General features: G+C 45.8%; 18 protein-coding genes and 1 tRNA gene. 13 read left to right on the top strand and 6 right to left on the bottom strand.

Annotation, left to right across the window (positions count from 1 at the left end):
* Positions 1-2 precede the first annotated feature (2 nt).
* The 9 genes from ESB13_RS16095 (at position 3) to ESB13_RS16055 (ending at position 14,288) form a co-directional block, all read left to right on the top strand.
* Entirely contained in the window at positions 3-503 is a 501-nt protein-coding gene (locus tag ESB13_RS16095) for a hypothetical protein (RefSeq protein ID WP_129004656.1), read from the top strand.
* A 63-nt stretch (positions 504-566) separates the two neighbouring features.
* A complete protein-coding gene (locus ESB13_RS16090) occupies positions 567-1,817 on the top strand; it encodes a thioredoxin family protein (RefSeq protein WP_129004655.1) in 1,251 nt (416 codons plus the stop codon).
* A gap of 142 nt (positions 1,818-1,959) precedes the next feature.
* A complete protein-coding gene (locus ESB13_RS16085; RefSeq protein ID WP_164974236.1) occupies positions 1,960-2,556 on the top strand; it encodes an RNA polymerase sigma factor in 597 nt (198 codons plus the stop codon).
* Between the two features lie 100 nt (positions 2,557-2,656).
* On the top strand, positions 2,657-3,877 hold the full coding sequence (locus ESB13_RS16080) for a FecR family protein (RefSeq protein WP_129004653.1): 1,221 nt from the start codon (positions 2,657-2,659) through the stop codon (positions 3,875-3,877).
* A gap of 302 nt (positions 3,878-4,179) precedes the next feature.
* Positions 4,180-7,452 carry a TonB-dependent receptor gene (locus ESB13_RS16075; protein WP_164974235.1) on the top strand — a complete coding sequence of 1,091 codons (3,273 nt, stop codon included), beginning with the start codon at positions 4,180-4,182 and terminating at the stop codon, positions 7,450-7,452.
* Between the two features lie 18 nt (positions 7,453-7,470).
* Entirely contained in the window at positions 7,471-8,916 is a 1,446-nt protein-coding gene (locus ESB13_RS16070; protein WP_129004651.1) for a RagB/SusD family nutrient uptake outer membrane protein, read from the top strand.
* Between the two features lie 21 nt (positions 8,917-8,937).
* Positions 8,938-12,435 (top strand): carbohydrate-binding protein, encoded by a 3,498-nt coding sequence (locus ESB13_RS16065; protein ID WP_129004650.1) that lies wholly within the window; start codon positions 8,938-8,940, stop codon positions 12,433-12,435.
* Positions 12,436-12,551: 116 nt separating this feature from the next.
* Positions 12,552-13,334 carry a hypothetical protein gene (locus tag ESB13_RS16060; RefSeq protein WP_129004649.1) on the top strand — a complete coding sequence of 261 codons (783 nt, stop codon included), beginning with the start codon at positions 12,552-12,554 and terminating at the stop codon, positions 13,332-13,334.
* 111 nt (positions 13,335-13,445) lie between these two features.
* Positions 13,446-14,288, top strand: a complete 843-nt coding sequence (locus tag ESB13_RS16055; RefSeq protein ID WP_129004648.1) for an endonuclease/exonuclease/phosphatase family protein — start codon at positions 13,446-13,448, stop codon at positions 14,286-14,288.
* Between the two features lie 83 nt (positions 14,289-14,371).
* Here ESB13_RS16055 and ESB13_RS16050 read toward each other — a convergent pair whose 3' ends face one another.
* Complete coding sequence (locus ESB13_RS16050) at positions 14,372-14,914, bottom strand: LOG family protein (protein WP_129004647.1); 543 nt, start codon at positions 14,912-14,914, stop codon at positions 14,372-14,374.
* Positions 14,915-15,092: 178 nt separating this feature from the next.
* On the opposite strand from ESB13_RS16050, the gene ESB13_RS16045 reads away from it, so the two are divergent.
* Complete coding sequence (locus ESB13_RS16045) at positions 15,093-16,313, top strand: hypothetical protein (protein ID WP_129004646.1); 1,221 nt, start codon at positions 15,093-15,095, stop codon at positions 16,311-16,313.
* 132 nt (positions 16,314-16,445) lie between these two features.
* Entirely contained in the window at positions 16,446-17,411 is a 966-nt protein-coding gene (locus tag ESB13_RS16040; RefSeq protein WP_129004645.1) for a hypothetical protein, read from the top strand.
* Positions 17,412-17,538: 127 nt separating this feature from the next.
* Here the strand turns inward: ESB13_RS16040 and ESB13_RS24200 are convergent, their stop codons facing one another.
* The 4 genes from ESB13_RS24200 to ESB13_RS16020 form a co-directional block, all read right to left on the bottom strand.
* The gene (locus ESB13_RS24200; protein ID WP_220399687.1) at positions 17,539-19,557 is read right to left on the bottom strand and encodes a DUF7151 family protein; all 2,019 of its coding nucleotides are present in this window, start codon (positions 19,555-19,557) and stop codon (positions 17,539-17,541) included.
* Between the two features lie 21 nt (positions 19,558-19,578).
* Positions 19,579-20,955: a T9SS type A sorting domain-containing protein gene (locus tag ESB13_RS16030; RefSeq protein ID WP_129004644.1), complete on the bottom strand. Its 1,377-nt coding sequence runs from the start codon at positions 20,953-20,955 to the stop codon at positions 19,579-19,581.
* A gap of 222 nt (positions 20,956-21,177) precedes the next feature.
* A tRNA-Ile gene (locus ESB13_RS16025) sits at positions 21,178-21,251 on the bottom strand.
* A gap of 61 nt (positions 21,252-21,312) precedes the next feature.
* On the bottom strand, positions 21,313-22,491 hold the full coding sequence (locus tag ESB13_RS16020) for a PepSY-associated TM helix domain-containing protein (protein WP_129004643.1): 1,179 nt from the start codon (positions 22,489-22,491) through the stop codon (positions 21,313-21,315).
* A gap of 83 nt (positions 22,492-22,574) precedes the next feature.
* Here ESB13_RS16020 and ESB13_RS16015 point away from each other — a divergent pair, with 83 nt between their 5' ends.
* Complete coding sequence (locus ESB13_RS16015) at positions 22,575-23,189, top strand: HAD family hydrolase (RefSeq protein ID WP_129004642.1); 615 nt, start codon at positions 22,575-22,577, stop codon at positions 23,187-23,189.
* A 263-nt stretch (positions 23,190-23,452) separates the two neighbouring features.
* Positions 23,453-23,605, top strand: coding sequence for a hypothetical protein (locus ESB13_RS23815; protein ID WP_164974234.1), 153 nt, complete (start codon positions 23,453-23,455; stop codon positions 23,603-23,605).
* Positions 23,606-23,696: 91 nt separating this feature from the next.
* Here the strand turns inward: ESB13_RS23815 and ESB13_RS16010 are convergent, their stop codons facing one another.
* A complete protein-coding gene (locus ESB13_RS16010) occupies positions 23,697-23,969 on the bottom strand; it encodes a DUF4834 family protein (protein ID WP_129004641.1) in 273 nt (90 codons plus the stop codon).
* Positions 23,970-24,129: the final 160 nt, after the last annotated feature.

Genomic DNA, 24,129 nt, shown 5'->3' with positions numbered 1-24,129 from the left:
ACATGGCCAGAGTGTTTTTCTTCTTGATAGCTGCAGTTGCCTTTATTAAAGTAAATGCACAAACTGCGTCAAAGTTGGATATAAGTGCAGGTTACATTTCCATTTTTTTTAAAAAAGGTACCGCGAAAACGGTTGGATGGGAGTCTACCCGTCGTATGCCTAAAGGAAATTTTTCCTGCAAAGAGCAAGAGGATGGGACGCTTTTCCTTAAATATTTTCCCAGTGATGTTATAACCGAATATAAAGTTGCTACCAGAGATATTATAGGTGATCCCAATAAAGTCCCTAAACAGATTGCAGGATTTAAACTTAAAGGAATATATCTGAATCCGGTTGAGCCTCCGGAGTATTATTACGCCTTATATATACATCCGGAATATAAGAATAGTCTTTTGATAGTTGGTTATCTGGAATTAGGTAAATTCTTCACAGGCGCTAACTATTATTCGGAGACGGCGGAAAATCCATTTAGAGAAAAAAATATAGATTTCGGCAGTAAGTAAACGATAGGGGCTGAACAAAAGAATGGACGGCCCCTTTTTTAATGCGAATATTTAATTGATATTATGAAGGAGATAATACTTGTTGTTTGGTTGGGACTCTATTCCGGGTTGGTATTGGCTCAACAGAACGGAGGTGTTCATTTTGAAAAAGGCACTTGGGCTGAAATAACCGCCAAAGCCAGAAAAGAAAAGAAACTCATCTTCATCGACTGTTATACCTCTTGGTGTGTGCCTTGTAAGAAGCTCGCTGCAGAAGTTTTTCCCAATGAAAAAGTAGCCGCTTTTTTCAACAGTAACTTTATCTGCTTTAAAACAGATATAGAAGTTGGAGCAGGTGTCGCCCTGGCTAAAAACTATCATGTGGGTGCTTATCCAACGTTGTTATGGGTTGACGGAGCCGGCAATCTTGTACATCGTGCGGTTGGCTTTATGAAGGCTGCTCCATTGCTGGCAGAAGCTTCAAAAGCTTTGAGTGGAGGATATGCCGAAGTTGCGCTGGAAGCTGATTACAATAAGCATAAAGATGATCCTGCAGTTGTTGCAGCATATTTGCAGTTTCTCAACAAGATGGCTGATTCCCGCGAAAGAGAAGTAGCATTGCATTACTTATCTATTATTCCAAAAGAACGCTATTTCGAGAAAGATATCTATCAGCTAATAGCTAAACAGGTACAAACGCCCTTTTCGCCTGTAATAACTTATATCTATGCCAATAGAAATTCCTTTGATGAAAAGTTCGGGAAGGCTAATGTCGAAAGTATGTTGGCTGAAAAATACACCCGTAATGCCAGTCAACTCCTGTCTGCGGTAAAGGCTGGGAAGGTATTTGACGAAGCTGCTTTTCAAAAGCTGCTGGCAATGATGGATGAAAAAGGAATTACGTCAAAAGAAGAACTGGTGACAACTGTACGTATAAAAGAGCTGCAATACAGTCGCAACTGGATGGCGTATGTGACAAGGGTGAACAATGCCGTAAAAAAAGGTGTTTATAAGAACATCAGCACAAGAACCTGGGTCGACTGGTACAGTCCCCTTATTACCGGTAAATGCACTGATTCTACAGCACTTGAAACTGCATTGTATTGGATTGATAGCGCATTTAAAAGCAATGAAGCTTTTTCGATGTCCAATTTTAAGGGTTATTGGGCAGATAAAGTAGCTGTTTTGGAACGCATGCCGGATAAAGCCAGGGACCTGGCTGTTATAAAATCAGAGTTGATGTTGCTGTCCGAATTGGAAAATAAACAAGAAGCATTCTATAAAATGCAGGCAGAAAGAAAAAAAATGCTGGAGGCTATGCTGCATCAACAGTAATGCAATAGTGTATGTTTACAGCCTTTCAATTGCCGTATTTTATTTGGGAACGATCCCATATGAATACTTTAAGATATTAAGGCCGGAGTAAATTTTACTCCGGCTTTTTCCTTACTTTAGTATTACAACGATTTTTAAAGCTTTGCCATCTGTCACTACATACAACGAGCCGGAACTGCTGTTGCGTATCGCCGATGGCGACCGCGACGCCTATCGCATTGTCTTTGAACACTATTGGAATCAGATCTATGCTATTGGCCTTAAAATCTCAAAATCTCCTGAATTAGCAAGGGATCTCGCCCAGGAAACTTTTATCAAACTTTGGGTAAATAAAGAACAGCTACCCGATGTCATTTATTTCAGATCTTTTCTATATACCCTGGCACGTAATCTCGCTATCGATCATCTGCGAAAAAAAGTTTTTACAGCTAACAACGAAGATTACCTGCTTGCTTATTTCCGCGACGATGCTGCCAATCCGCACGAAAATGCAGAATATCATGAGCTGGAGGGCTTACTCAACAGAGCCGTTAATAATCTCCCTCCTCAGATGCAACAAGTGTTCAAACTAAGCCGTTTCGAAGGATTAAGTCATTCGGAAATCGCCGTTCGTATGAATATTACCCGGGTTACCTCCAAATCCTATATGGTCCGTGCTTTAAGCGCTATCAGGAAATATATGGCGCAATATCACGAAGGTGTCTTTTTATTAATCTGGACTGTTGTTTTACAAGCTTGATATTTTTTTTCAGGTATACGCATTCCTCCTGTTTTCTTACACGTCTGTATAAAAAAGCCATACCTGCCGGAGGCCCGGCAGATTGCTTTAAACAGGTCATATGAACAAACAGGAACGCTTTATCTTATTATGGCAGAAATACCTGGATGATGAAAAAATGTCCGTCGCCGAAATCAGGCAGTTAAGGACGCTTATTCATGACAATCAAAATCTGCTACAGATTAACGAATCGATTGCCAGGCTGTTTATAGAACAGACAGAAGTATATGCCTCGCCCGAAACCGATATCGTTGAAATCTTCAATGAAACCTGGGATAAACTACAGGAAGAAGAGCCGGAAGTGCAACCGGAAGTGCATCTCATGAATACGCAGCCTCGCAGGCATTGGTGGAAATGGGCGGCCGCAGCGTTGCTATTACTGACTGGCAGTACTGCCGCCTATCGCTTATTAAAGCAGGATCCGGCACCAAAGCTGGCAAAAAATACTGCTGCGCAGGAAAGCATCCGCCCTGGAACGAACAAGGCGATATTAACCCTCGCCGATGGTTCCACTATTACGCTTAACGATGCTAAAAACGGCGCGTTGGCAACGCAAGGAACTACCCAGGTGGTAAAGCTGGCCAATGGCCAACTGGCCTACCAGCAACAGTCAGGCCCGGCAGCGGCGAACTTGTTCAATACCATCTCAACGCCGCGGGGCGGCAGGTACCATATTACACTGCCCGATGGAACTAAAGTTTGGCTCAATGCAGCCAGCCGCTTACATTATCCCACTGCTTTCAATGGTTCCCAAAGAGAGGTGACCCTTTCAGGGGAAGCTTATTTTGAGATCGCAGAAAATGCGTCTCAGCCTTTCTTTGTGAATCTGGATAATATGCAGGTACAGGTATTGGGTACCAGCTTTAATATAATGGCCTATTCCGATGAAGAAGCGGTGCAGACAACATTATTGCAGGGCAAGGTTAAAGTGAATGCCCCTGCCGCAGATGCGCAGGATAAACAAAAGATCCTGGTGCCGGGTCAATGCGCCAGCCTCTTCCGCAACGGAATATTAAAAGTGCAGAATAATGTAAATACCGAAGAAACGATAGCCTGGAAAAATGATCTTATCCAGTTTGCCGGAACCGATGTCCGTGCTGCTATGCGGATGATCGCAAGATGGTACGATGTGGAGATTGAGTACAAGGGGGATGTGCCAAATGCACACTTCAGGGGAGGACTGTCCAGCGATGCGTCTATTGAAAAACTATTGAATATGATGCAGCAGACCGGAGAAGTCCATTTCCAGGTCTCCGGCCGTAAAATAATTGTATCACCCTGAGGAACAGTCTCAGCCTGAAATAACTGTTACAACCCTAAACCTCTTTCAACTTAACTATTAGTAACCAAAATCTGCTGAAGCCATGAGTCCTTAACTGATTGCAAGCCGACCAAAGGAGATAAAAAAGCCGCAAGTGTTCGTACCACATGCGGCTGAAGATCGGGTCCATAAACTTTCATCCATTTATTAACGCCGATTATTACAAATGTATGCCATTAACGTTTGATTGCCAAGGCAGACGGCAGCCGTCTGCCCATAAGAAAAACCATTTGATACGATTATTTGCCAAATCGTTATTGATTATGAAACTAATTGTGTTATTACTAACCGCCACCATGCTGCAGGTACATGCCCGCAGTATCGCGCAAACCACTGTAACACTTTCCGTGCACAACTCATCGCTTGAAAAGGTCTTTAAAGAAATTAAAAGACAAACAGGATATAATTTCCTGTATACCGATGAGCAGCTCGCCATCGCCAAAGCCGTAACGGTAGAGGCCAGGAACCAGCCACTCGATAAGGTGCTTGAACAGTGTTTCCGCACTCAACCGTTGGTTTATGATATCGATGGTAAAACGATCATCGTAAAACGGCGGCCAACGCCGCAGCCTATGCTCGAAGCACCAGATGATCACCTGGTAAAAGGAAAGGTTTCCGATGAAACCGGGAATCCGGTTGCCGGCGCTGCTGTACAGATCAAAGGCTCCAACAGGGGAGCAGTCACCAATGAAAATGGTGAATATGAAATTAAGCTTGCTAATGCCAATGTTGTTCTGGTGATTACCTCTCTTGGTTTCGACAAACAGGAAATTCCTGTACAGGGCAGAAATTTCATTGCCGTAAATCTAAAACCGGTAACAGCCGAAATGGGTGAGCTTATTGTGATAGGTTATGGCGAACAACGCCGTACAACGCTCTCCAGTGCCATCAGTTCCGTTTCCAGCGCAGCATTTAAAGAACAGCCTGTAACAAGACTCGACCAGGTGCTGCAGGGCCGCGCCGCCGGGGTACAGGTAACTAATTCAACAGGAGCTCCCGGTGGCGCCGTTCGTATCCGCATCCGCGGATCTAACTCCATTACCGGCGACAACAGCCCGTTATACGTAGTAGATGGTTTTGTCGGCGCCGATTTTTCTTCCATCAACCCCGATGATATAGAAACCATCCAGGTCCTGAAAGATGCGGCGGCAACAGCTATCTACGGCAGCCGCGGCGCTAATGGCGTCGTGATCCTTACTACTAAAAAAGGCGCCAGGGGAGCAGTAAGGGTGAATGCTACAGCCCGTTTCTCTTCCGCTTCGGTACTTAAAAAACTCGATCTGCTCAACGCCGGCGACTTCGCCGAAACTGCAAATGCACATGCTGCTGCTACAGGCGCAGCGTTACCCTTTACACAAGCCAAAATTGACAGCTTTAAAACAAATGGGGGGACCAACTGGCAGGATGAGATCTTCCGCCGTGCAGGTACGCAGGAATACCTGCTTAATCTCTCCGGTGGCACTGAAAAAGGAGGATACTTCCTTTCCGGCGACTTCCTCGATCAGAATGGCGTGATCAATAACTCTTATATCAAAAGATATAACATCCGTTCTAACATCAACGCCAAACTGAATGACAGGATTTCTGCTTTCATCAATATCATTGGCTCTTACAGCAGTTCACAGAATATAGATATCCCTGCCGATGGCCCTCATAGTCCCCTGGCTCAGGCTATCACATGGTCCCCTACTGTGCCTGTTCGTAATAATGTAGGAGGTTATACCGTAAGCGATCCTGTCAGCTCCGTATTCTTTAATCCACTGGCCTTGACTACCGACCAGTTGACGGTTGTTGAAAGATTGCTGGCAAACGCTATGGGAGGCTTTAAATTCAGGATTATAAATGGGCTTTCGTTCGACATGCAATACGGTATCAACTACCTTGGTTACGATAATAAAAGCTTTGCAGGAAAGGTCGTGAACTCAAACACATCTATAGCCAGTTATGGCTCAAACAAAGAGATAAGGTTGCAGAGCACCAATACGCTGAGCTATCACAAACAGTTTAATAACGATCATAACCTTGACTTGACCGCTGTGATGGAATTTCAGAAGAATAATTTTAACTATGTTTCCGCAGGCGCATCTGCGCTTACGTACGAGTCTTTTATGTGGAATAACATTGGCCTCGGTACGCCCGGCACGCCATCTTCCGGTACTTCCGAATCTGCATTGTTTTCTCTGATGGGAAGAGCCATTTACGGATTTAAAAATAAATACCTGTTATCCGCTGCCATACGCAGAGACGGTTCTTCCAAGTTTGTAGGCAGCAACAAATACAGCTATTTCCCCTCCGCTTCTGTTGGCTGGGTCGTGTCTGAAGAATCGTTCATGAGAACGGTACCTTTGATCAGTAACCTGAAAGTACGCGGTAGCTGGGGACATACAGGTAACCAGAATATAAATGCATACGGCACATTTGCAACCTATTCAAACAGGGTGGCTTCTTTTAACAACACCGCTTCGCAAACCGGTATTATACTGGGGAACGTTGGCAACCCGGAACTGAAATGGGAAACCACTGTTCAAAAAGATCTGGGTATTGATGTCGCAATTTTAAAAGGCCGCTTTTCTCTTACTGCAGATTATTTCATAAAAGATACCCGTGATCTGCTGCTTACTGAAACGCTTCCTATCTATCTTGGCGGTAACCCTGTTATCAGGAACTCCGGTTCTGTTAAGAACAAAGGCTTTGAAATCGCACTCGATGCTAAAGTGTTCGATAAAACAGCCGTTGGCTGGAGTAGCTGGTTCAATGCCTCTTTTGTAAAGAACCGTGTTATCTCTACCGGTCAGAATAAGATCATCTTTGATCCCAATAACCGCAAAATAGGCGGTGGTATGTCACTGCAACCTGAATTCGTAGTAATGCCTGGTCAGCCATTAGGTTCTATCTGGGGACTCACCTACCTCGGTACCTGGAAACCGGGCGATACTAAAGCCGGTGACTTTGGTGCAAAAGCAGGCGACTCCCGTTATCTCGATGTCAATGGCGATAATGTAATAGATGCCAGCGACTATAGTGTAATAGGATCAGGTATGCCTACTACTACACTGGGTTGGAATAACACAGTAACCTACAAAGGTTTTACGTTTAATATCTTCTTCCACGCAATGATGGGCTTTGATAAGCTCAACTACAACAAGGCTGCTGCCATGTATCATGGCGGCGACGCCAGGGAAGCTACCTATGTCGACATTAAACACAGGTATATCCCGGGCGTAAATGAAACATCTGATATCCCTGCCTTCAGCACTACTAACCGCAACTTCACCCAGTCTACCCGCTTCCTTGAAAAAGCAGATTTTCTGCGCCTTAAAAACATAAGCCTGTCTTACGATATCCCACGCAAGGCCTTCAAAGGAAAAGCAGGCTTAAAACTGTTCGTGAGCGCTACCAATATCTGGACTATAACAGGTTATTCTGGTATTGACCCGGAATCAAACTCTTCTGCAGGTGACATCAGGCAGGGGATCGATTTTGGTTCTTATCCCAACGTGCGAACTTTTATAGGAGGATGTACGCTTAGTTTTTAATCATTAAAATTACTAGAGATGCAAAAGCTTTATCTCATCATCTTCATATTTATCGCTGCTTCCTGTTCCAAGCAGCTTACAGAAGAACCAAATGGACTGGTATTGGGTAACGCCGGCATCAGCAACCAGGCAGGCCTGGAATCTGCATTAACAGGTGCCTATGGCAGTCTTATGATTCCATGGGAGAGTGGTTTTACTACTGTTTCGCAGATAGCCATGTGTATGGGGGCCGATGATCTTACTACCCATCCCGGCTCAAATAAGGAAGAGTTCCGCGAATTCGACCGCTTTAACGTTGCCGATCTTAATAGTCGTATGGTGCCTATCTGGCGCGGTTGCTATAAAGTTATTCAGTCAACCACCAATATTATCAATAACTATACTAAGGTTACCGACGGTAGCGAAGCAACTATTCAGGCAATAGTAGGAGAAGCATATTTTCTAAGAGGGCTCTCTTACTACTGGCTCACCAGGTTCTGGGGGGCCGTGCCCGTCGTGCCTTCCGAAACTTTCAGTTCCGAATACCTGAACCTGCATAAAAGTACACCGGCCGAAATCTATCCGCTGATAGAAGAAGACCTGAAGAAAGCAGAGGCCTGGGTGCCTAATACCAGACGTGCACCGGGAAGGCCGAACAAAGGCTCCGTAAAGGCATTGCTGGCCGACGTATATCTTACCGAAGGCGGATGGCCCATTAAAGATGCTTCCAAATATGCATTGGCAGCCTCTAAAGCAAAAGAAGTGATCGACAATAAAACAACTTATGCTGTTGATCTCTACCAGGGTGGTTTTCTGAAGATCTTTGCGGGCGGCACTTCAGAAGATGTGTTTGCTCTTTACACAAGAGGCCAGTGGATCACGTATAATTCTTTCTATGGCCTGTCTACTATGCCCGAAGATGAAGGGGGGTGGACTGACTTTTTCCCTGAGCTTAATTTCTTCAACAACTTCCCCGCGGGCAGCCGTAAAGATGAAACCTTCTCTACTAGCTTCGTAATAAACGGCAATACTGTTCCCTGGCAGAATGTTTCTACCAAACATCCTTACTATAAGAAGTTTACGATTCAGTCAGGAACAAAGAATACTTACATGTCTGCCAATCCCGTCATCATGATCAGGTATGCGCATGTGTTGCTTACCTACGCCGAGGCTCTGGCACGTAGCGGAACTGTTAACGATGATGCCTACAAAGCAATAAATGCCGTGAGGCAGCGTGCAGGATTAACCGATCTGCCTGCTGGCATGGCTCCTGCTGAATTTGCCAATGCAGTCGTGAACGAAAGAGCCTGGGAATTCGCCGGTGAATGGTGCCGCTGGTTCGATCTCGTGCGACTGGAAAAAGTAGAAGAAGCCAATGCCAATAAAAACGATGGAGATCTGAAACCTGTAGGTACTATCACCAAAGCCAACTATACATTGCCAATTCCGGGAGCCGACGTGCTTATGAATCCTAATTTGAAATAACATCCGTTAAACACTGCCTTTATGAAATACCTAACGATTGCTCCCACAAGGGGGGATGCCTTTGCCATGTTTGTACCAGCCCGTTTTTATTCCGTTCTCCTGTTCCTGCTGATAGGCCTTTGCGGAAACCTCAAGGCGCAGTTCCTGATCCTGGATGATATGGAAGGAAATGGGCCCTGCTCTGGCCGGTGGGACTTCTATGCCGGTAATACTACTACCGGTAAAGTGGAATTTGGTGTACCTAATCCGGCGCCAGGCGGGCTGAATACAAGCAGCAAAGTGGCTAAATTCAATAAAGACACTACTTCCTTTGAATGGATGACAGCCGGCTGTAGCTTGCCTGACTCGTTTGATCTGCATGGCAACACGGTCTTTAAAATGCTGGTCTATAGTAATGTCAAAGAAGATGTGATGTTCAAGCTGCAGCCAGGTACCAACTATAACAAAGCAGTTTACTTCACCTATAAGATAAAAAACATCAATACCTGGGAAGAAGCAACATTCGATTTTAAAACTGTAAGTAATAGAACCGATCTCAATCGCCTGGAAGTTCATTTTATTGACGGGAAAAAAGCAAGCGGGATCTTATACTTCGACCTGGTGCAGGGCCCCGATCCAGCTTCTGTTACACTCGGTAATACAAGCATATCAATGGGGCAGGAGCAAGGTGCTTTAATTCAGGCTACTGTACATGGTAATACGTTTAAGAGCATACTCGATAAGTCTCAATGGACGGCCCCTTTTCCGGCGGGTGTTTTCATCGACAGCCTGCACAGGGTGAACGATACAGTAGTGAATATTGTATTAGGTGGTAATTCCTCCGTTAACTATTCGCGTTACGATCTGAAACTAACGATTGCCGGATCACAGCTCGATTCCTCCGGGGCAGCACAATACATTGCTAAAGGAAATGTAGTATTTGAAGGGAATCCCAATTACACGCTCATCTTCTCCGATGAGTTCAATGGCTCCGGCTTGCCCGACCTTACCAAATGGACGGTAGATCCAAGGCCCAAGGCATGGATTAATGGTGAACAACAGGTATATACTGACACTTCTTATGATAATGCCCGCGTGCGCAATGGCTGTCTGGTCATCACAGGAAAAAGGGATTTTCCCAACTACAATACTACTGATCCCTGGTCTTCGGCACGCCTGATCACACAGAACAAGGTTGACTTTAAATACGGAAAAGTAGAGGTCCGTGCCAGACTTCCCAGGGCTAGAGGCTCCTGGCCTGCTATCTGGCTCATGCCCACAACAAGCGCTTACGGCGCATGGCCGCAAAGTGGTGAACTGGATATTATGGAGCATGTTGGCAATAGCTTCGGAACCGTTCTGTCTACCGTGCACACCCAGAATAATAACTGGCAGAATGGAGGACACCTTTCTGCATCAAGGCTGATGCCAGATGTCGATACTGTTTTTCATACCTATGGTATGGAATGGACAGAAGATTCCATTGTCTTCCTGTTCGATGGAACAAAGAACTATACCTATGTTAATCCTAAAACAACCTGGCGTGACTGGCCTTTTGACCAGAAATTCCACGTGATCCTTAACCTCGCCATTGGCGGAGGTATGGGCGGCGCCATTACTGCTGCCGACTGGCCCGACAGTATGCTGGTTGATTATGTTCGTGTTTACCAGAAAGGGATAGGTACTCCCGTTCCGGATAGTATGATTATAAGCCCGGCCAATCGTGCTTTTATACCAGGTAAAAAATATCAATACACTGCCAGGATCTTTGATCAGAATGATTTTCCTATGGAGCTAACCCCGGTATGGACAATAACGGGCACTGGTAATAGTATTACAAATACAGGGCTGGCTACTGTTGTTGCCCCAGGTATTGTAACTGCTACTGCTGCGTCTGGTATCGATACAATAAGGGCAACGGCAAATGTTACCATACGCACTGCCAACTATAAGCCTATTCCGGCACGAATAGAAGCGGAAGCTTTTGACTACAGTAATACCTGTTGTACAGAACCGGTACAGGATACAAGTGGCGTATTGAATGTTAGTTATATCGCCTCCACCAGCTTTCTGGAATATGATATCAATACGCCCTGGACAGGCAGTTACCGCATTCAGCTTCGGGTAGCTGTTAACACGGCCGCAACTGTTAAGGTGATGGTTGGTGATACATTGTTAACCACCATCAATCTTCCCGCAAGTGGTGGATGGCAAAACTGGACAACGGTAACATCTGCCCCTTTTCAATTGCCCGGTGGCAAGAGAACGCTTATCCTGCAGTCCACTGCTTCGGGCTGGAACTTCAACTGGTTGAAGGTGATAAGGGCTACCGAGGTTTCCCTGTCGCATATCACGGTAACACCGGATAGCACCAGTGTTTTCGTAAACGCACGCAAGCAATTTAAAGCGGCTGCTTATGGAAGCGACGGCAGCAGGTTGGATCTGCCATTTACCTGGTCGGTGCTTCCAAAAGGAGGTGTGATGGATAACAAGGGCGTTATTACCGCCAGCGACACACCGGGTATTTATTACGTGAAAGCGCATTATAATAGTATGTTCGGCAAGGCAAAGATTAATGTATTGGCACTGCCGCATCTTGCATCTATTAAGATCGTACCTGATAGTTTAACCCTGCCCTTTGGCGCTTCGCAGCAATATACTGCCCAGGGATTTGATCAGTATGCGGCCGCCTTTGCATTCACCGGGGCTACATGGTCTGTAACCGGCGAAGGAAACACGGTGTCTTCCATAGGTGTGGTAACTGCAGGAGCTCCTGCAGGATATTATAAGGTTACCGCTGTAAAAGATGGCCTGACCGGTTCGGCAGTCTTTTCTCCTGGTTATGGTTGTACTTTTAAGAAAAGGATTGAAGCTGAAATCACTAACTCCTATTCCAATACACCAACCCTGGAAACAACAACCGATACCAGCGGTGGAAAGAACCTGACAGGATTGGCCTATAATCAATGGTTTGGATATAGTAATCTGGGTATCCCGGTAAAAGGGAAATATAACGTAAGTCTGAGGGTGTTGACAACCGCTCCGGCAAAAGCAAGATTGAACAATTCCGGCATCGTTTATGGCACTATCAACATCCCGAATACCAATGGTCAGTGGGCTACTATTACTGATACGGTAACTCTTCCTGCTGTCTCTTACTTTAACATCGCCGTGTACCAGGGCACCTTTAAGTTTAACTGGTTTGCGCTCGACAATTGTGCAACGGAACCAGTTGCTGCGGCTACAGGCCTGAATACGCTGGCGGTGGCTCCCGAAGCGGAGGATAGTAAATTAAATAGTACAGCACAACTGAAAGTGTATCCAAACCCGGTAAGAGAGATGCTTACAATAGAGTTGCCAGACCATAATTTCAGAACAATAAAACTATTGGATATGAACGGCAGACAACTGCGTCAATGGACAGTTCCTGGCGGCAGCAGAAAGATCATTAAAAGTATAAGCGGCGTTCCTGCCGGAAGCTACTTCATACGGCTGGAAGGGACTGCTGTGCCTGTCTCGGTCAAGATCATTAAACTATAAAAAACACCAACAAGAAACCCGCTGTCAAAAGCGGGTTTCTTGTTGGTAAAAGTTTTCGTTATACCTATTTTCTTTATTTTAGGAGACAAGGAACGATATAATAAACAGGACTATAAATGAAAAAGCTACTAGTACCTATGATCCTCCTGCTTTACTCCTGCAGGGAATTGCCAAAGGAGATGCCTGCCGATACGGCAAAAATAGCAGACAGCAGTAGATTGATGCAGGCATCGAAACCCGACACTGCACAAGACCAACTCTATACTTCCGATCTCAGGCCGGACAGGCTAGTGCCGCTTGAAAAAATATTTGTTGATACTGTAACCTATGTCGACTTCAGCGGGGATGGTGATTACATGTTATGTTTTATAAGGAAAAGCAGCCAGCTTCTGTCGCTGGTATGTGATAATGTTCCCGAAGGGAAACTTAACTTCCTTCGTGGCGATACCCTGGAGATAAAATGGAAAATGGATAGCATCTGGATTGCGGGTGAAGGAGAGCGGCTGGACTTTGCAGAATGGCTTACGAACGTAAGAAAGATTAAAGATGGAAAAGTAGAAGCTTTTCGCAAAAGCAATCCCAAGCCTATTAAATACTGGCATGCCAGAGAGAAAAGCTATGGAGAAGACTTCAAGGATTATCTTTATCGCCTGGTCGAATATTATATCGCTTATTCTGAAAAGGAGCTTGTAAAAGCGCAGCTTCATAATGCTGAAAATAACGGTTTTGTTTACTCTATCGAAGAAATGGAAAAAAATGACAGGCACTATACTGTGCTGGGGCTGTCTGTTGATAGAGGAACTCATTCCAATATCATACAATGGCTTTACCTTGATTCTGAAACAAGGTTGTTTTACGAATATGACCCGGCCACTGATAAGTTGGTCGAGTTTAAATAAGAACAGGGAGCTTCCTGTTTGCCTGGTCCCGGGTCTTATAGGTAATAATCAATTAACATCATGGCGAATACATGGCCATTACCTTCGCGTCTATTTTTAAATGCAGTACTTATGAACTTCATAAAAATAACAACGATAGTAACGGCCATTTTGCTGGCTGCAGTAGTCCAGGCACAGAACTATACCGTAGGCAGCTATAACCTGCGTTTTGCCTGCGAGTGCGACTCTGGTAATTTATGGATAAACCGTGCGCCGGCCGTAGCGGCGCTGATCCGTTTTCATCAATACGATATTCTTGGAACGCAGGAAGCGCTCGTTAACCAACTGGATGATCTAAGTAAAACGTTGCAGGAATACGATCGCTACGGCGCAGGACGTAACGACGGAAAAAGCGGTGGAGAGCATTCCGCTATCTTTTTCCGGAAAGACAAATTTCAATTACTTCAGAAAGGTGATTTCTGGCTTTCCGAAACGCCCGATACGCCGTCGCTTTGCTGGGATGCCAAATGCTGCAACCGCATTTGCTCATGGGTTAAGTTAAAAGATAAAAAAACTGGTGCTGTATTTTTTTTCTTCAATGCCCATTTCGACCACCAGGGACAAATAGCCCGTGTAGAGAGCAGTAAGCTGATATTGCGGAAAATAAAAGAAATAGCCCGCAAAGCCCCCGTATTATTTACCGGCGATTTAAATGGTGGCTATGATTCTGGATGTTACAAATTACTTGCTGATTCACAGTTTTTAAAGGACGCATCAAAAACAGCGCCTGCCCGTTACATCAACAACGGAACTTTCAACAACTTCGGAAGGAATATCAGCTCAGATATAATTGACCATATCTTTACATCATCTGCTTTTACTGCAAAGAAGTATGCGGTATTAACGGACACTTACAATGGCAAATATCCATCGGATCACTTTCCTGTATGGGCCATTGTTAGCTTAAAAAAATAACAGGCTTGTTATATTGGGGCTGAGCATTAGTCAATGATCAGCCCCCTCGCCTGCCCGGCGGAATAAGTTTCAGGAGTAACCTTTTATTTTGTAGAGAAGATCTTTTCAGGGAAATCAACTACCTCGAACGCGCCGGATACATCGCCATAAAGAAATCCATTTTCCTGTACCCGCTGCATCTGCTGTATAAACAGATCGAAGAAGCCGCCGGAATTGATTACGAAGATTCTTTTGTTATGGATGCTCAGGCTGTTCCAGGCCATCACTTCAATCATTTCATCGAATGTGCCCAGTCCGCCCGGAAGGATAATTACTGCCTCGCATAAACTGTACATCAGCTTTTTCCTGGCGTGCATATCTTCCACTACATGCAACTGGCTAAGCCTGTCGTGTCTGAACTCCCTTTGAATTAAAAGGTCGGGCATTACGCCCACTACCTGTCCGCCATTGTCCAGCATCTCATTGGCTACTACTCCCATCAGGCCGCTGTTGCCGCCGCCATAAACCAGTGTTACCTGGTTCAGGGCCAATAATTTCCCAAGCGCCGAAGCATGTTGAATGAAAACAGGATTAAGACCAGGTTTAGAGCCACAGAATACTGCGGCTGATTTAAATTTTGAAAACATAGATAAAAATAAAGATAGCTGCCTCAAAGATGGTCTTTAATCTTCGATAAACTGGTAAGTCTTTAGAGCTTTTGCAAGAGCCCGCATTTCCCATATGTACCACAACAATACAGGGGTAGTTAAAATGTGCTAAATTTAGTCTTGGCAACAAGCCACTTATCATCATATATAACCTCAAATGAAAGCCAGTATCTTTTCTATCCTTATTTGCGCTTTATCAGCGTCCTTTTGTTTGGGGCAGAATTACAGCCCTGAAATTTCAGAACAGGTAGCTTTCCTTAAAACGCAGCATACCTCTGCTAAAGACTATATTCTGGGGCTTTTTAAAAAGCATGACATTGTTGTGCTGTGCGAAAGGCATCACGGTGAACTTACGCAGTACGATCTTATTTATGACATAGTCAGCTCTAAAGCATTTCAAAAAGAAGTAGGTACTGTGTTTACGGAGGTGGGTAGCATTGATAATCGTCAGAAAGTTCAGGAATTTATTCATACTTCATTCAAAACTGAAGAGCAAAAACGGTTGCAGCAACTGGATACCTATAGAGGGATGGCGCACTATGGAATATGGGAAATGACGAATTTTTATACTTTTATTGGAAAGCTGAACACGCTTAATACGTCCCTCGGTAAAAATGAAAAATTAGAGCTCTTTGTTTCAGATATAAGACACCCCAACAGCGGAGAGCTGGCTTCGGTTGAAAGCGTTAAGTCCTATTTCAAAAATATAGTAGAGCATAGGGATAGCCTGATGGCACAGAATATTATCGCGACTTTCGACAGTCTGAAAAGCCGGGATGGTCATAAAAAGGCTTTAGTGATTATGAATTACCGCCATGCTTTTTCGAAGTCGTTTGATATTCATTACAGGAATACCGGTGATTATTTGAAAGAAAAATATCGGGATGCATTTGCAAACGTCCTGATAAATACCGCTGCACCACTGCCTCAGGTGTCTAAGGAAAGCCAGAATAAGCCTAAAATATACCAGGATATGTCTGAAACGCTTATTCAGGATGGAAAGTGGGATGCGGCTTTCCAGGCTTCTGGCAAAGATGATATTGGCTTCGATTTTAAAAATGCCCCGTTAGGAAAAGATCATTTCGATTTATTTCCGTTTACACAACACCAGGAAACTTATGAAGGTATTTTCACCGGCTTTGTCTTTTATCTCCCGTTGGAAAAACATATGGATTCCTATGGAGTGACAGATCTGGTAAAAGGATATGAAGAAGAATTATATACTGCTGCTGCGCTCAAAATGCGGGCGTTGGATAGTCAGCCGGTTTCCATAGAAAGCCTTAAGGAGATTTCCAGGATCCAAACCGAAAAATCATACGATGATCTGGAAAAGATGCTTATGATGAGAAACAGATGGCTGGAAAGCAAGTCGCATTAAGGTCATTCTCCTGCAGGTCAGGCCTTTAGGGCGGGGCTGTATTTGCTGCCTGAGAGTTGTTTCCCGGAACTCTATTGGAAATTTCTTTTCACTAGTGGTGCTGTTTTACTATTGTGACTTACTTTTATTCGTATGGATAAGGCTATCAGGATTGGATTTATACTGTTGATATTAACGGCTTTCGCGAGCCTATGCAGCCCCGGCGTGAACGCGCAGCTTATTACAGGTAAGTGGTATGGGAAAACTGATATAACACGCGCTGCCGGTCATCATCTTTCTTCAACAGAGGAAAAAGGAGATATACTACAGATTACAGGGGTCGATTCCAACAGTCTGGCAGGTATCAGTTATCATTATTATTGGTTCCGCGGCAACTTTTATTATTCATCAGCGATAGTGGCCTGTACTTACGATGCAAAAGCAAGTGAATGGATTATTAAAGAAGTAGCCGTGAGAGATAATCATCTTTTTTCTGCACATTATTCCTGTTTGCGCACTTACCGGCTGAAACTCGTCACATATAATAAGAAAGATTCTTTAACAGGAAGCTGGACGGCAAACTCGTTCGATAACTGCGGCGCAGGTGTAGGCCGCTTCGCACGTACAAAACCAGTGTCAAAGGAAAAGAATCATATGGATTCCATAGAGGCAATATTGCGGCATAACGATGTGTCCGTTAGCAGGGAAGAAATAGAAAAATTCTCGTCCAAAGCTGTAAGCCAGGAAGATGTGATGGTGGATGCTTCTTTGCTCAAAATGCTTTCCAGGAAAAGGACCCAGATCCAGCAAATCAGCCTGCTGTCCCCTGATGTCAAAGTTGAGATCTGGGATAACAATGTGATCGATGGCGACAATATTTCTCTCTATTTTAATAAAGAACTGATCGTTAACCGGAAACGTTTAACAGCGCAGCCTATCACCGTTAATATCAGGGCGATTCCCGGTAAAGACAATGAGCTCATCATGTATGCCAATAACCTGGGAGACATACCTCCCAATACCGCCATGATGCGTATTTATGCCAATGGAAAAGAGTACGATGTATTCATGTCATCCGATGAGCAAACAAATGCCATGGTGAAGTTTGTGTTGCAATAGCGCCACTGCCGACCCCTGCGCGTTAAGGTACCCTGGGGCTGTTTTAATATAACAATGGCCGGAAGTAATCCCGGCCATTGTTGCGCCTAAGCGCCCTCTTTCGTTTGCTGTTATTACGATAGTTAGATTAAAACAACTTAATGATAGATAAGCGGGTAGTACCGTCGGTCGACAGAATAGCATTATTGTTGGTGTTTGCGTTAGAATTGGTACCTACTATCTTCACTTTGTTGCCTGCACTTAAATTGTAAACCAGTGTAAGCTGTGCTGTATTTGTAGTGCTGGCAGGTAGCGTATTGTTAAAGATATAAACGCCGTAAGCTACAATAGTACCGTCGACATTTACTGCTAACCGTGCAGCAGCGTTTTGAGTTGTGTTAGCGCTATTGGTAGAAACAGCATGTGCCGTTATCATATAAGTGCCGCTCTGGCCTGAGCCAACAGTGAATGTAGCACCATCAAAACTTCCTAGTGCTACAGATGAATAGTTATTGAAAGTAATATCAGTTGGAGTAGATGCTGCTCCACCCGGTGGTAATGATTGCGCATTGGTATTGGTTGCCATAACGGCAACTCCGCCGGAGCTGCCTCCGCCTGCGGATGGCGTAGCCCATTGTCCATCGCCCCTTAAGAACGTTGTTGAGCCGGCTGTACCACCTGTGCTGCCGATTTTGGCTACTGTTACAGCCCCATCATTGATTTTATTATTAGTTACAGCGTTTGCCGAGATAGTGGTGACGCCGTTGGCTGCAATTGTAATATCGCCAGTTACAGTTTGAGGAACTCCTGGCGCATAAGGTGCCGATGAGCTGGTGAGATAAATCTGAGCACCTGTAGTGCCGTTACTGAATCCTTCGCCGGTTGCTCCCGTAGCGCCCGCAGGTCCCGTTGCACCTGTCGGTCCTGCTGCTCCCGCAGGCCCTGTGGCACCTGTCGGTCCTGTTGCGCCCGCAGGTCCCGTTGCACCTGTAGGCCCTGCTGCTCCCGCAGGCCCTGTGGCACCTGTCGGTCCTGTTGCTCCCGCAGGTCCCGTTGCACCTGTCGGTCCTGTTGCTCCCGCAGGTCCCGTTGCACCTGTCGGTCCTGCTGCTCCCGCAGGTCCCGTTGCACCTGTAGGCCCTGCTGCTCCCGCAGGCCCTGTGGCACCTGTAGGCCCTGCTGCTCCCGCAGGTCCCGTTGCACCTGTAGGCCCTGCTGCTCCCGCAGGCCCTGTGGCGCCTGTAGGCCCTGCTGCTCCCGCAGGCCCTGTGGCACCTGTCGGTCCTGTTGCTCCCGCAGGCCCTGTTGCACCTGTCGGTCCTGCTGCGCCCGCAGGCCCTGTTGCACCTGTCGGTCCTGTTGCTCCCGCAGGTCCCGTTGTACCTGCAGGACCTGTTGCGCCGGTAACTCCCTGAATGCCTTGAATACCTTGCGACCCTGTCGCCCCGGTAGCACCTGTTGCACCCGTAGCACCCTGTATCCCTTGGATACCTTGTGAGCCTTGCGATCCTGTCGCCCCGGTAGCACCCGTAGCTCCCGTTGCACCCTGCATCCCTTGGATACCTTGTTGTCCCTGTGGCCCTGTCGGCCCGGTAGCACCCGTTGCACCTGCAGGACCTGTTGCGCCGGTAATTCCCTGAATGCCTTGAATACCTTGCGATCCTGTCGCCCCGGTAGCACCTGTTGCACCCGTAGCCCCATTACAAACATAAGTGGTGAGATTGGAGATAATTTCAGCTGCATCCAGCACGCCGTTATTGTTGGCGTCGGTGCCCACCTCTACTTTCACGCCGCCCGTAGCGCAATTCACTCCCGCAGGCTCTGTGGTGGTTCGGATAAGGGCATTGGAACCTTTCGCGCCCGCAGGTCCCATGGCTCCGAGATATTGCCAGTCAGGCGTTGTACCGGTGCCTTTGTTAAAGTAGAAACCGGTAATGCCGTCAGTCTGGTAAATCAGCAGGCCCGTTGCTGGTGCGCTTATAGCAATCCGCTGAGAGGTAAGCATACGGGGAATTAAAAGTCCTTTTACAGTACTCTTGATGTCGAGCATAGCACTGTTGTCAGGCGTAGAACCATCGGCATTGACCCCCACATTCTGGGCAGAAGCGGCCGTGAAACCCGCCAGGAACAATCCTAAGAGTGCTTGTTTTAATTGTTTGTTTCTCACAATAGCAGAATTTGTCTTTTATTATTGCTTAAGGATTTTATAGGCTCGTTTTTCGATATTTAGCAGGCGCACATAGTAAATTCCTTTTACTACATGACTGATGTCGCAACTGATCATATTAGGACCAATAACCGCATTTGTCTCTTTCTGTTCCACCACACGGCCAAGATTGTCCACTACCTGCAGCGTTACCTTCTGATTGCGGAAACTGCTGAATCGAACTGTTAGTGGTCCGGTTGTAGGACTCGGATAGACGCTTAAAATATGATTTGGATAGCCCTCCGGAGCTACGGATATAATATTTGAATAGCTGGAGCGACCATCTTTAAATACGATTTTGTAACGGTAATACCGTGGACTGGTGCCAAAATAAGGTCCCTGCAACAGTTCCGGATCGGTATAAGTGTAATCGTTCGAAATAATAACAGTGCCCGCGGCCGGTACAATCGCAAAACGGCTGAACGAACTGCCGTCTAAAGACCTTTCCAGTTCAAAATGATCTGTATTGATTTCATATAAGGTGCCCCAGCTCAATAATGCCCTGTTGCTTACAGCTGCCACAGCAAAATATGAAGAACGTGCCGGGTCCGATATATTACTGGCGGGAACAAAGCTGCCCGTCAGCGATACATTACTTACTTCCACGTAGTTGGCTGCGGCATTCGTTACACTGCTTTGCTCCAGATCACCGCCCGGATTGGCAGCGTCTACTGAATAAATTGCCAGCTCGCTTTCGCTGATGCCTGCCAGTTCCTCTTCAAAATAATGAAACCGTAAAGTATAACGTTCATTACCCGCATTGGCAACAGAGAAATTATAAAAACGTTGCATGCCAAAGCCGCCGTCCAGCTGAACTGAACGGTGGCTGCGTCTGATAACAGTAAGACCGGCATTGCCGCTACTGGTAATTTCCACACCAATGTTGCCCGGATTTACCTGGTTAGGTGCATTTAGTATGGCAGATCGAATCAGAGATCCTCCCACGGTCCCCGTGATGCGTGATAATGGCCGCTCTCCTGAAATAGCGCCCGTACTTCCAAGGTCCAGGTCAAAACCATTCAGGTTAATAAGCCCGTCTCCCATAGTAAGGATATTTGAAACACCAATATTGTGTGAAAGCGTGAGTGAACTGCCAGGTTTCCTGATCAGAAAATTATAAAAACTGGAAGGATGCGCGCCAGATACTTCTGAAGCGGCAACTCCCGTAAAAGCTACTGTTCCGGTTCCGGGTACAAAGTTTCCCGAGTTATTAAAGCCACTATTATTAATCACAATACTGGCTGCGCCATTTACAACAAGGTGAGAACCGTTTTCTGTAATAAGACCTTGTGCCTGAAGATATTGGGCGGAAAATTGGGCTAAGGGAAAAAGTATAATGGCAAGTAATCTAGGGTTCATTCGGATCGGATAAATATGGTCAACTGATTAAAAATATGTTATTTTTTTTATTCTGCACAATAAATTTTAATATGACTTCATATTTACCACATGCCTACTTTAAAGGTTCATTTCAAAGCAGCGCGCATAGAAGAAAAAGAGGAGGTTAACCGGGTATTTTTGATGCAGTTGGGGCAAAGCAAAAAAGCAATTACAACTTTCGTATGTAACTGCTTTTTTCTGTGGGCCCACCAGGGCATGATCCTGGGACCCCCTGATTATGAGTCAGGTGCTCTAACCAACTGAGCTATAGGCCCTCATCTCTAAGAGATGTTCCCCTTATCGGGAGCGCAAAAATAGGTGTTGTATATCAAATTTTCACGCTTTTTCTACTTTTTCTTTAATGTGTTTTCTCCGGAGGCGCAACGACCATTTCCGGGTACCCTTTTTCTTATGCTTATTACGCCTTCCCCACCATATCAGAAATCCTGTAACCGGCAGTGATGCCACCACCAGGCTGGTGCAAAATACCAGTACCTTCCCCCATAGTCCCCAGATGGCGCCGATATGAATATCGTAGGCCATCCGCATCAGCATGTCACCGGCATTCGCCTCCCGGAACCGCTTCCAGAGATGCCGGGACGGAATCTCGTTAAGTGTATGCTGATCCCAATAGGTATAATCTACTTTCCAATAGGTAGAAGCATCCGGGTTGGCATTGGCATCAATGGCCGATGCCTCATTCTGAGGGTAATACAATTGGATGTTCTCCGCCTGTGGAAACGCTTTTCGCATATGCAGGTAAACCTGGTCTACCGGTGGGATAGTATGCTCACTTATAGCTGTGGTGTCAGATCCCATATCAAAATAGGGAACCATTTCTTTTCCGCCGGTCAGTCCATAGTAAGCACCTTTGGCAAACCATTCAAATCCAAAGACGAGTCCCGTTATTGCCAATATCAACCCAACCGTAAGAATATAAAATCCAAGGACATTGTGCAGGTCATAATTACGCCTGCGCCAACGTGCATTCCATTTAATACTGAAACGTTGCCGCCTTCCGTTCTTATTTCGCGGCCACCATAAATAAAGCCCGCTGATCAGTAATGCCGCAAACAGGAGGGTAGCTGTAGCCACAATGGGCCGACCAATCTTCTCCGGCAGCCAAAGAAATTCGTGCCCTTCCAGTATCCACGGGAAAAAGCTATGTTTCATATCCTTCACCTGCTGCACTGCACCGGTATAGGGATCCAGGAATACGAGGTCATAATATGCTTCATATTTCCAGTACATCGCCTGGGCGGCAGTTCCTGGCTTGCCATAGAGAAGAGCGGTAATATGTTTTCCGGGCATCACACTATCTGCAATACGCCCAAGCTGAGAAGGCGGTAATACCGGCTGTTGCTGTGGTTTTACGAAGCGAAATGGCTCCGTAGCCTCCTGGATCTCCGCCTGAAAAGCATACAGGCAGCCTGTGATGGCTACCATAAAAACGATCAGCCCGGAACCAAGGCCCAGCCATAAATGGATTTTGCCTGCAAGTTTTTTCAATGTCATATAATAGTTTAACCCGCGATGCCCGTAAGTTACGCTCCACCTCTGTTTTCCGGAAATAATTCATCTATCCCTATCTTCGCCACATGCAACCCATTCAGAATATTATCTTCGACCTCGGTGGAATCTTTATTGATATCAATTACGGTGCAACACGCGACGCTTTTATTAACCTCGGAGTGAATGACTTCGATGAATGGTTTACCCAGTCGCACGCCAACCCGCTGTTCGAACAGCTTGAAACCGGAACCATCGCTCCGGACGATTTTTACAGTGAGTTAAGAAAACAAACGGGTATCGGCGCTACCGATGACCAGATCCGCGATGCCTGGAATGCGATGTTGGGTAAGTTTGCACCGGAAAGATTGGAATGGCTTGATAAAATCAAGGACAAATACCGCATCTTCCTGTTCTCCAATACCAACCAGATTCACCACGAATCCTTCAGCGCCGGTTATGCCGCTATGTCTGGCGGTCGCAACTTCGACGACTTCTTTATTAAAGCATATTATTCCCATACGCTGGGTGTAAGAAAACCTTACCCGGATTCTTTCCGCCGCCTTTGTATGGCTGAGGAACTTGATCCGGCTGTAACGCTGTTTATCGATGACACGCCAAAGAACATTGCCGGAGCCCAGGAAGCAGGTTTGCAGACCATCCTTCTGCAACCACCCGCTACCGTACTGGAATTGAGCTTATAGCTAAGAATGTAATTGGCTACTATAAATGTGCGGCCGATGGTGTTGTTTTTAATGTTTTTCGATTAAAACACTTGCATTTTAACCTTGGATTTTAAAATCAGGAATTTAAGTCTGCCCCGATGCAACTATTTACAACCTGCCGTTGTCTTGGTTGTCCGCGGCGGGAACAGATGCCTGCTTCGGCTTATGATATGAGACCAACCCTTTTAATTATTTTACTGATCGCATTTACTGCCTGCTCTGCCAAAAGCAAAAAAAAGAGAATGGCCGGAACATCTGTAACCACTACCGAAGTACACGTAACCACAACGGTGACAACATCCTGCGAGGCGCAGGTTTCTCCCGATCAGCAGCATTTATACGATATGCCGCTGAAAGGTGTTATTTATTGGCTGAAAAGTCACTTGCAGCGCTAAATTATTCCGGATTGATGGCGGCTCCATTAATTTAGTTGAACGGGAGCAGATAGTGTAACGAAAGCCAGCTTCCTGGTTTGGAGGGCTAAAATCACTTGATTTCTTCGAACTCAATATAATCGCCTTCTTTCCCGGAGGATGCAGGCCGGTTCTGGGACGCGCTGGAGGAACTAGTAGTATGTGTTGCGGAACTTTGCGTATGTGTATGCTCTTGCTGCTGCCTGAACTGCTGTTCCTGCATATTTTGCATTTCCTTGATTTGACTGCGTACCCGTGAGGTTGCCCTGGATACAGGGATGACAAAATCAAAGATCAGTTTGTACAATATATAAAAGACAAAAGCCAGTAAAATATACCTCATCATAGTCAGGTAAAGGTAAGGAGTCTGCCCCGCGTAGCAGGTCCCGTTCCTCCTTTTTTTGCATTTGCTTAACCATCATGCTGTCCGGGAATGATGAGCCACTCCCGGCTACTTGCCATCTCCGAGCCGCCTTAAAGCCGTTTATAAGCCGCTCTCGACCCGG

The sequence above is a fragment of the Filimonas effusa genome (assembly GCF_004118675.1).
Classification (GTDB): domain Bacteria; phylum Bacteroidota; class Bacteroidia; order Chitinophagales; family Chitinophagaceae; genus Filimonas; species Filimonas effusa.
This window is presented reverse-complemented; position numbering and strand designations above follow the sequence as displayed.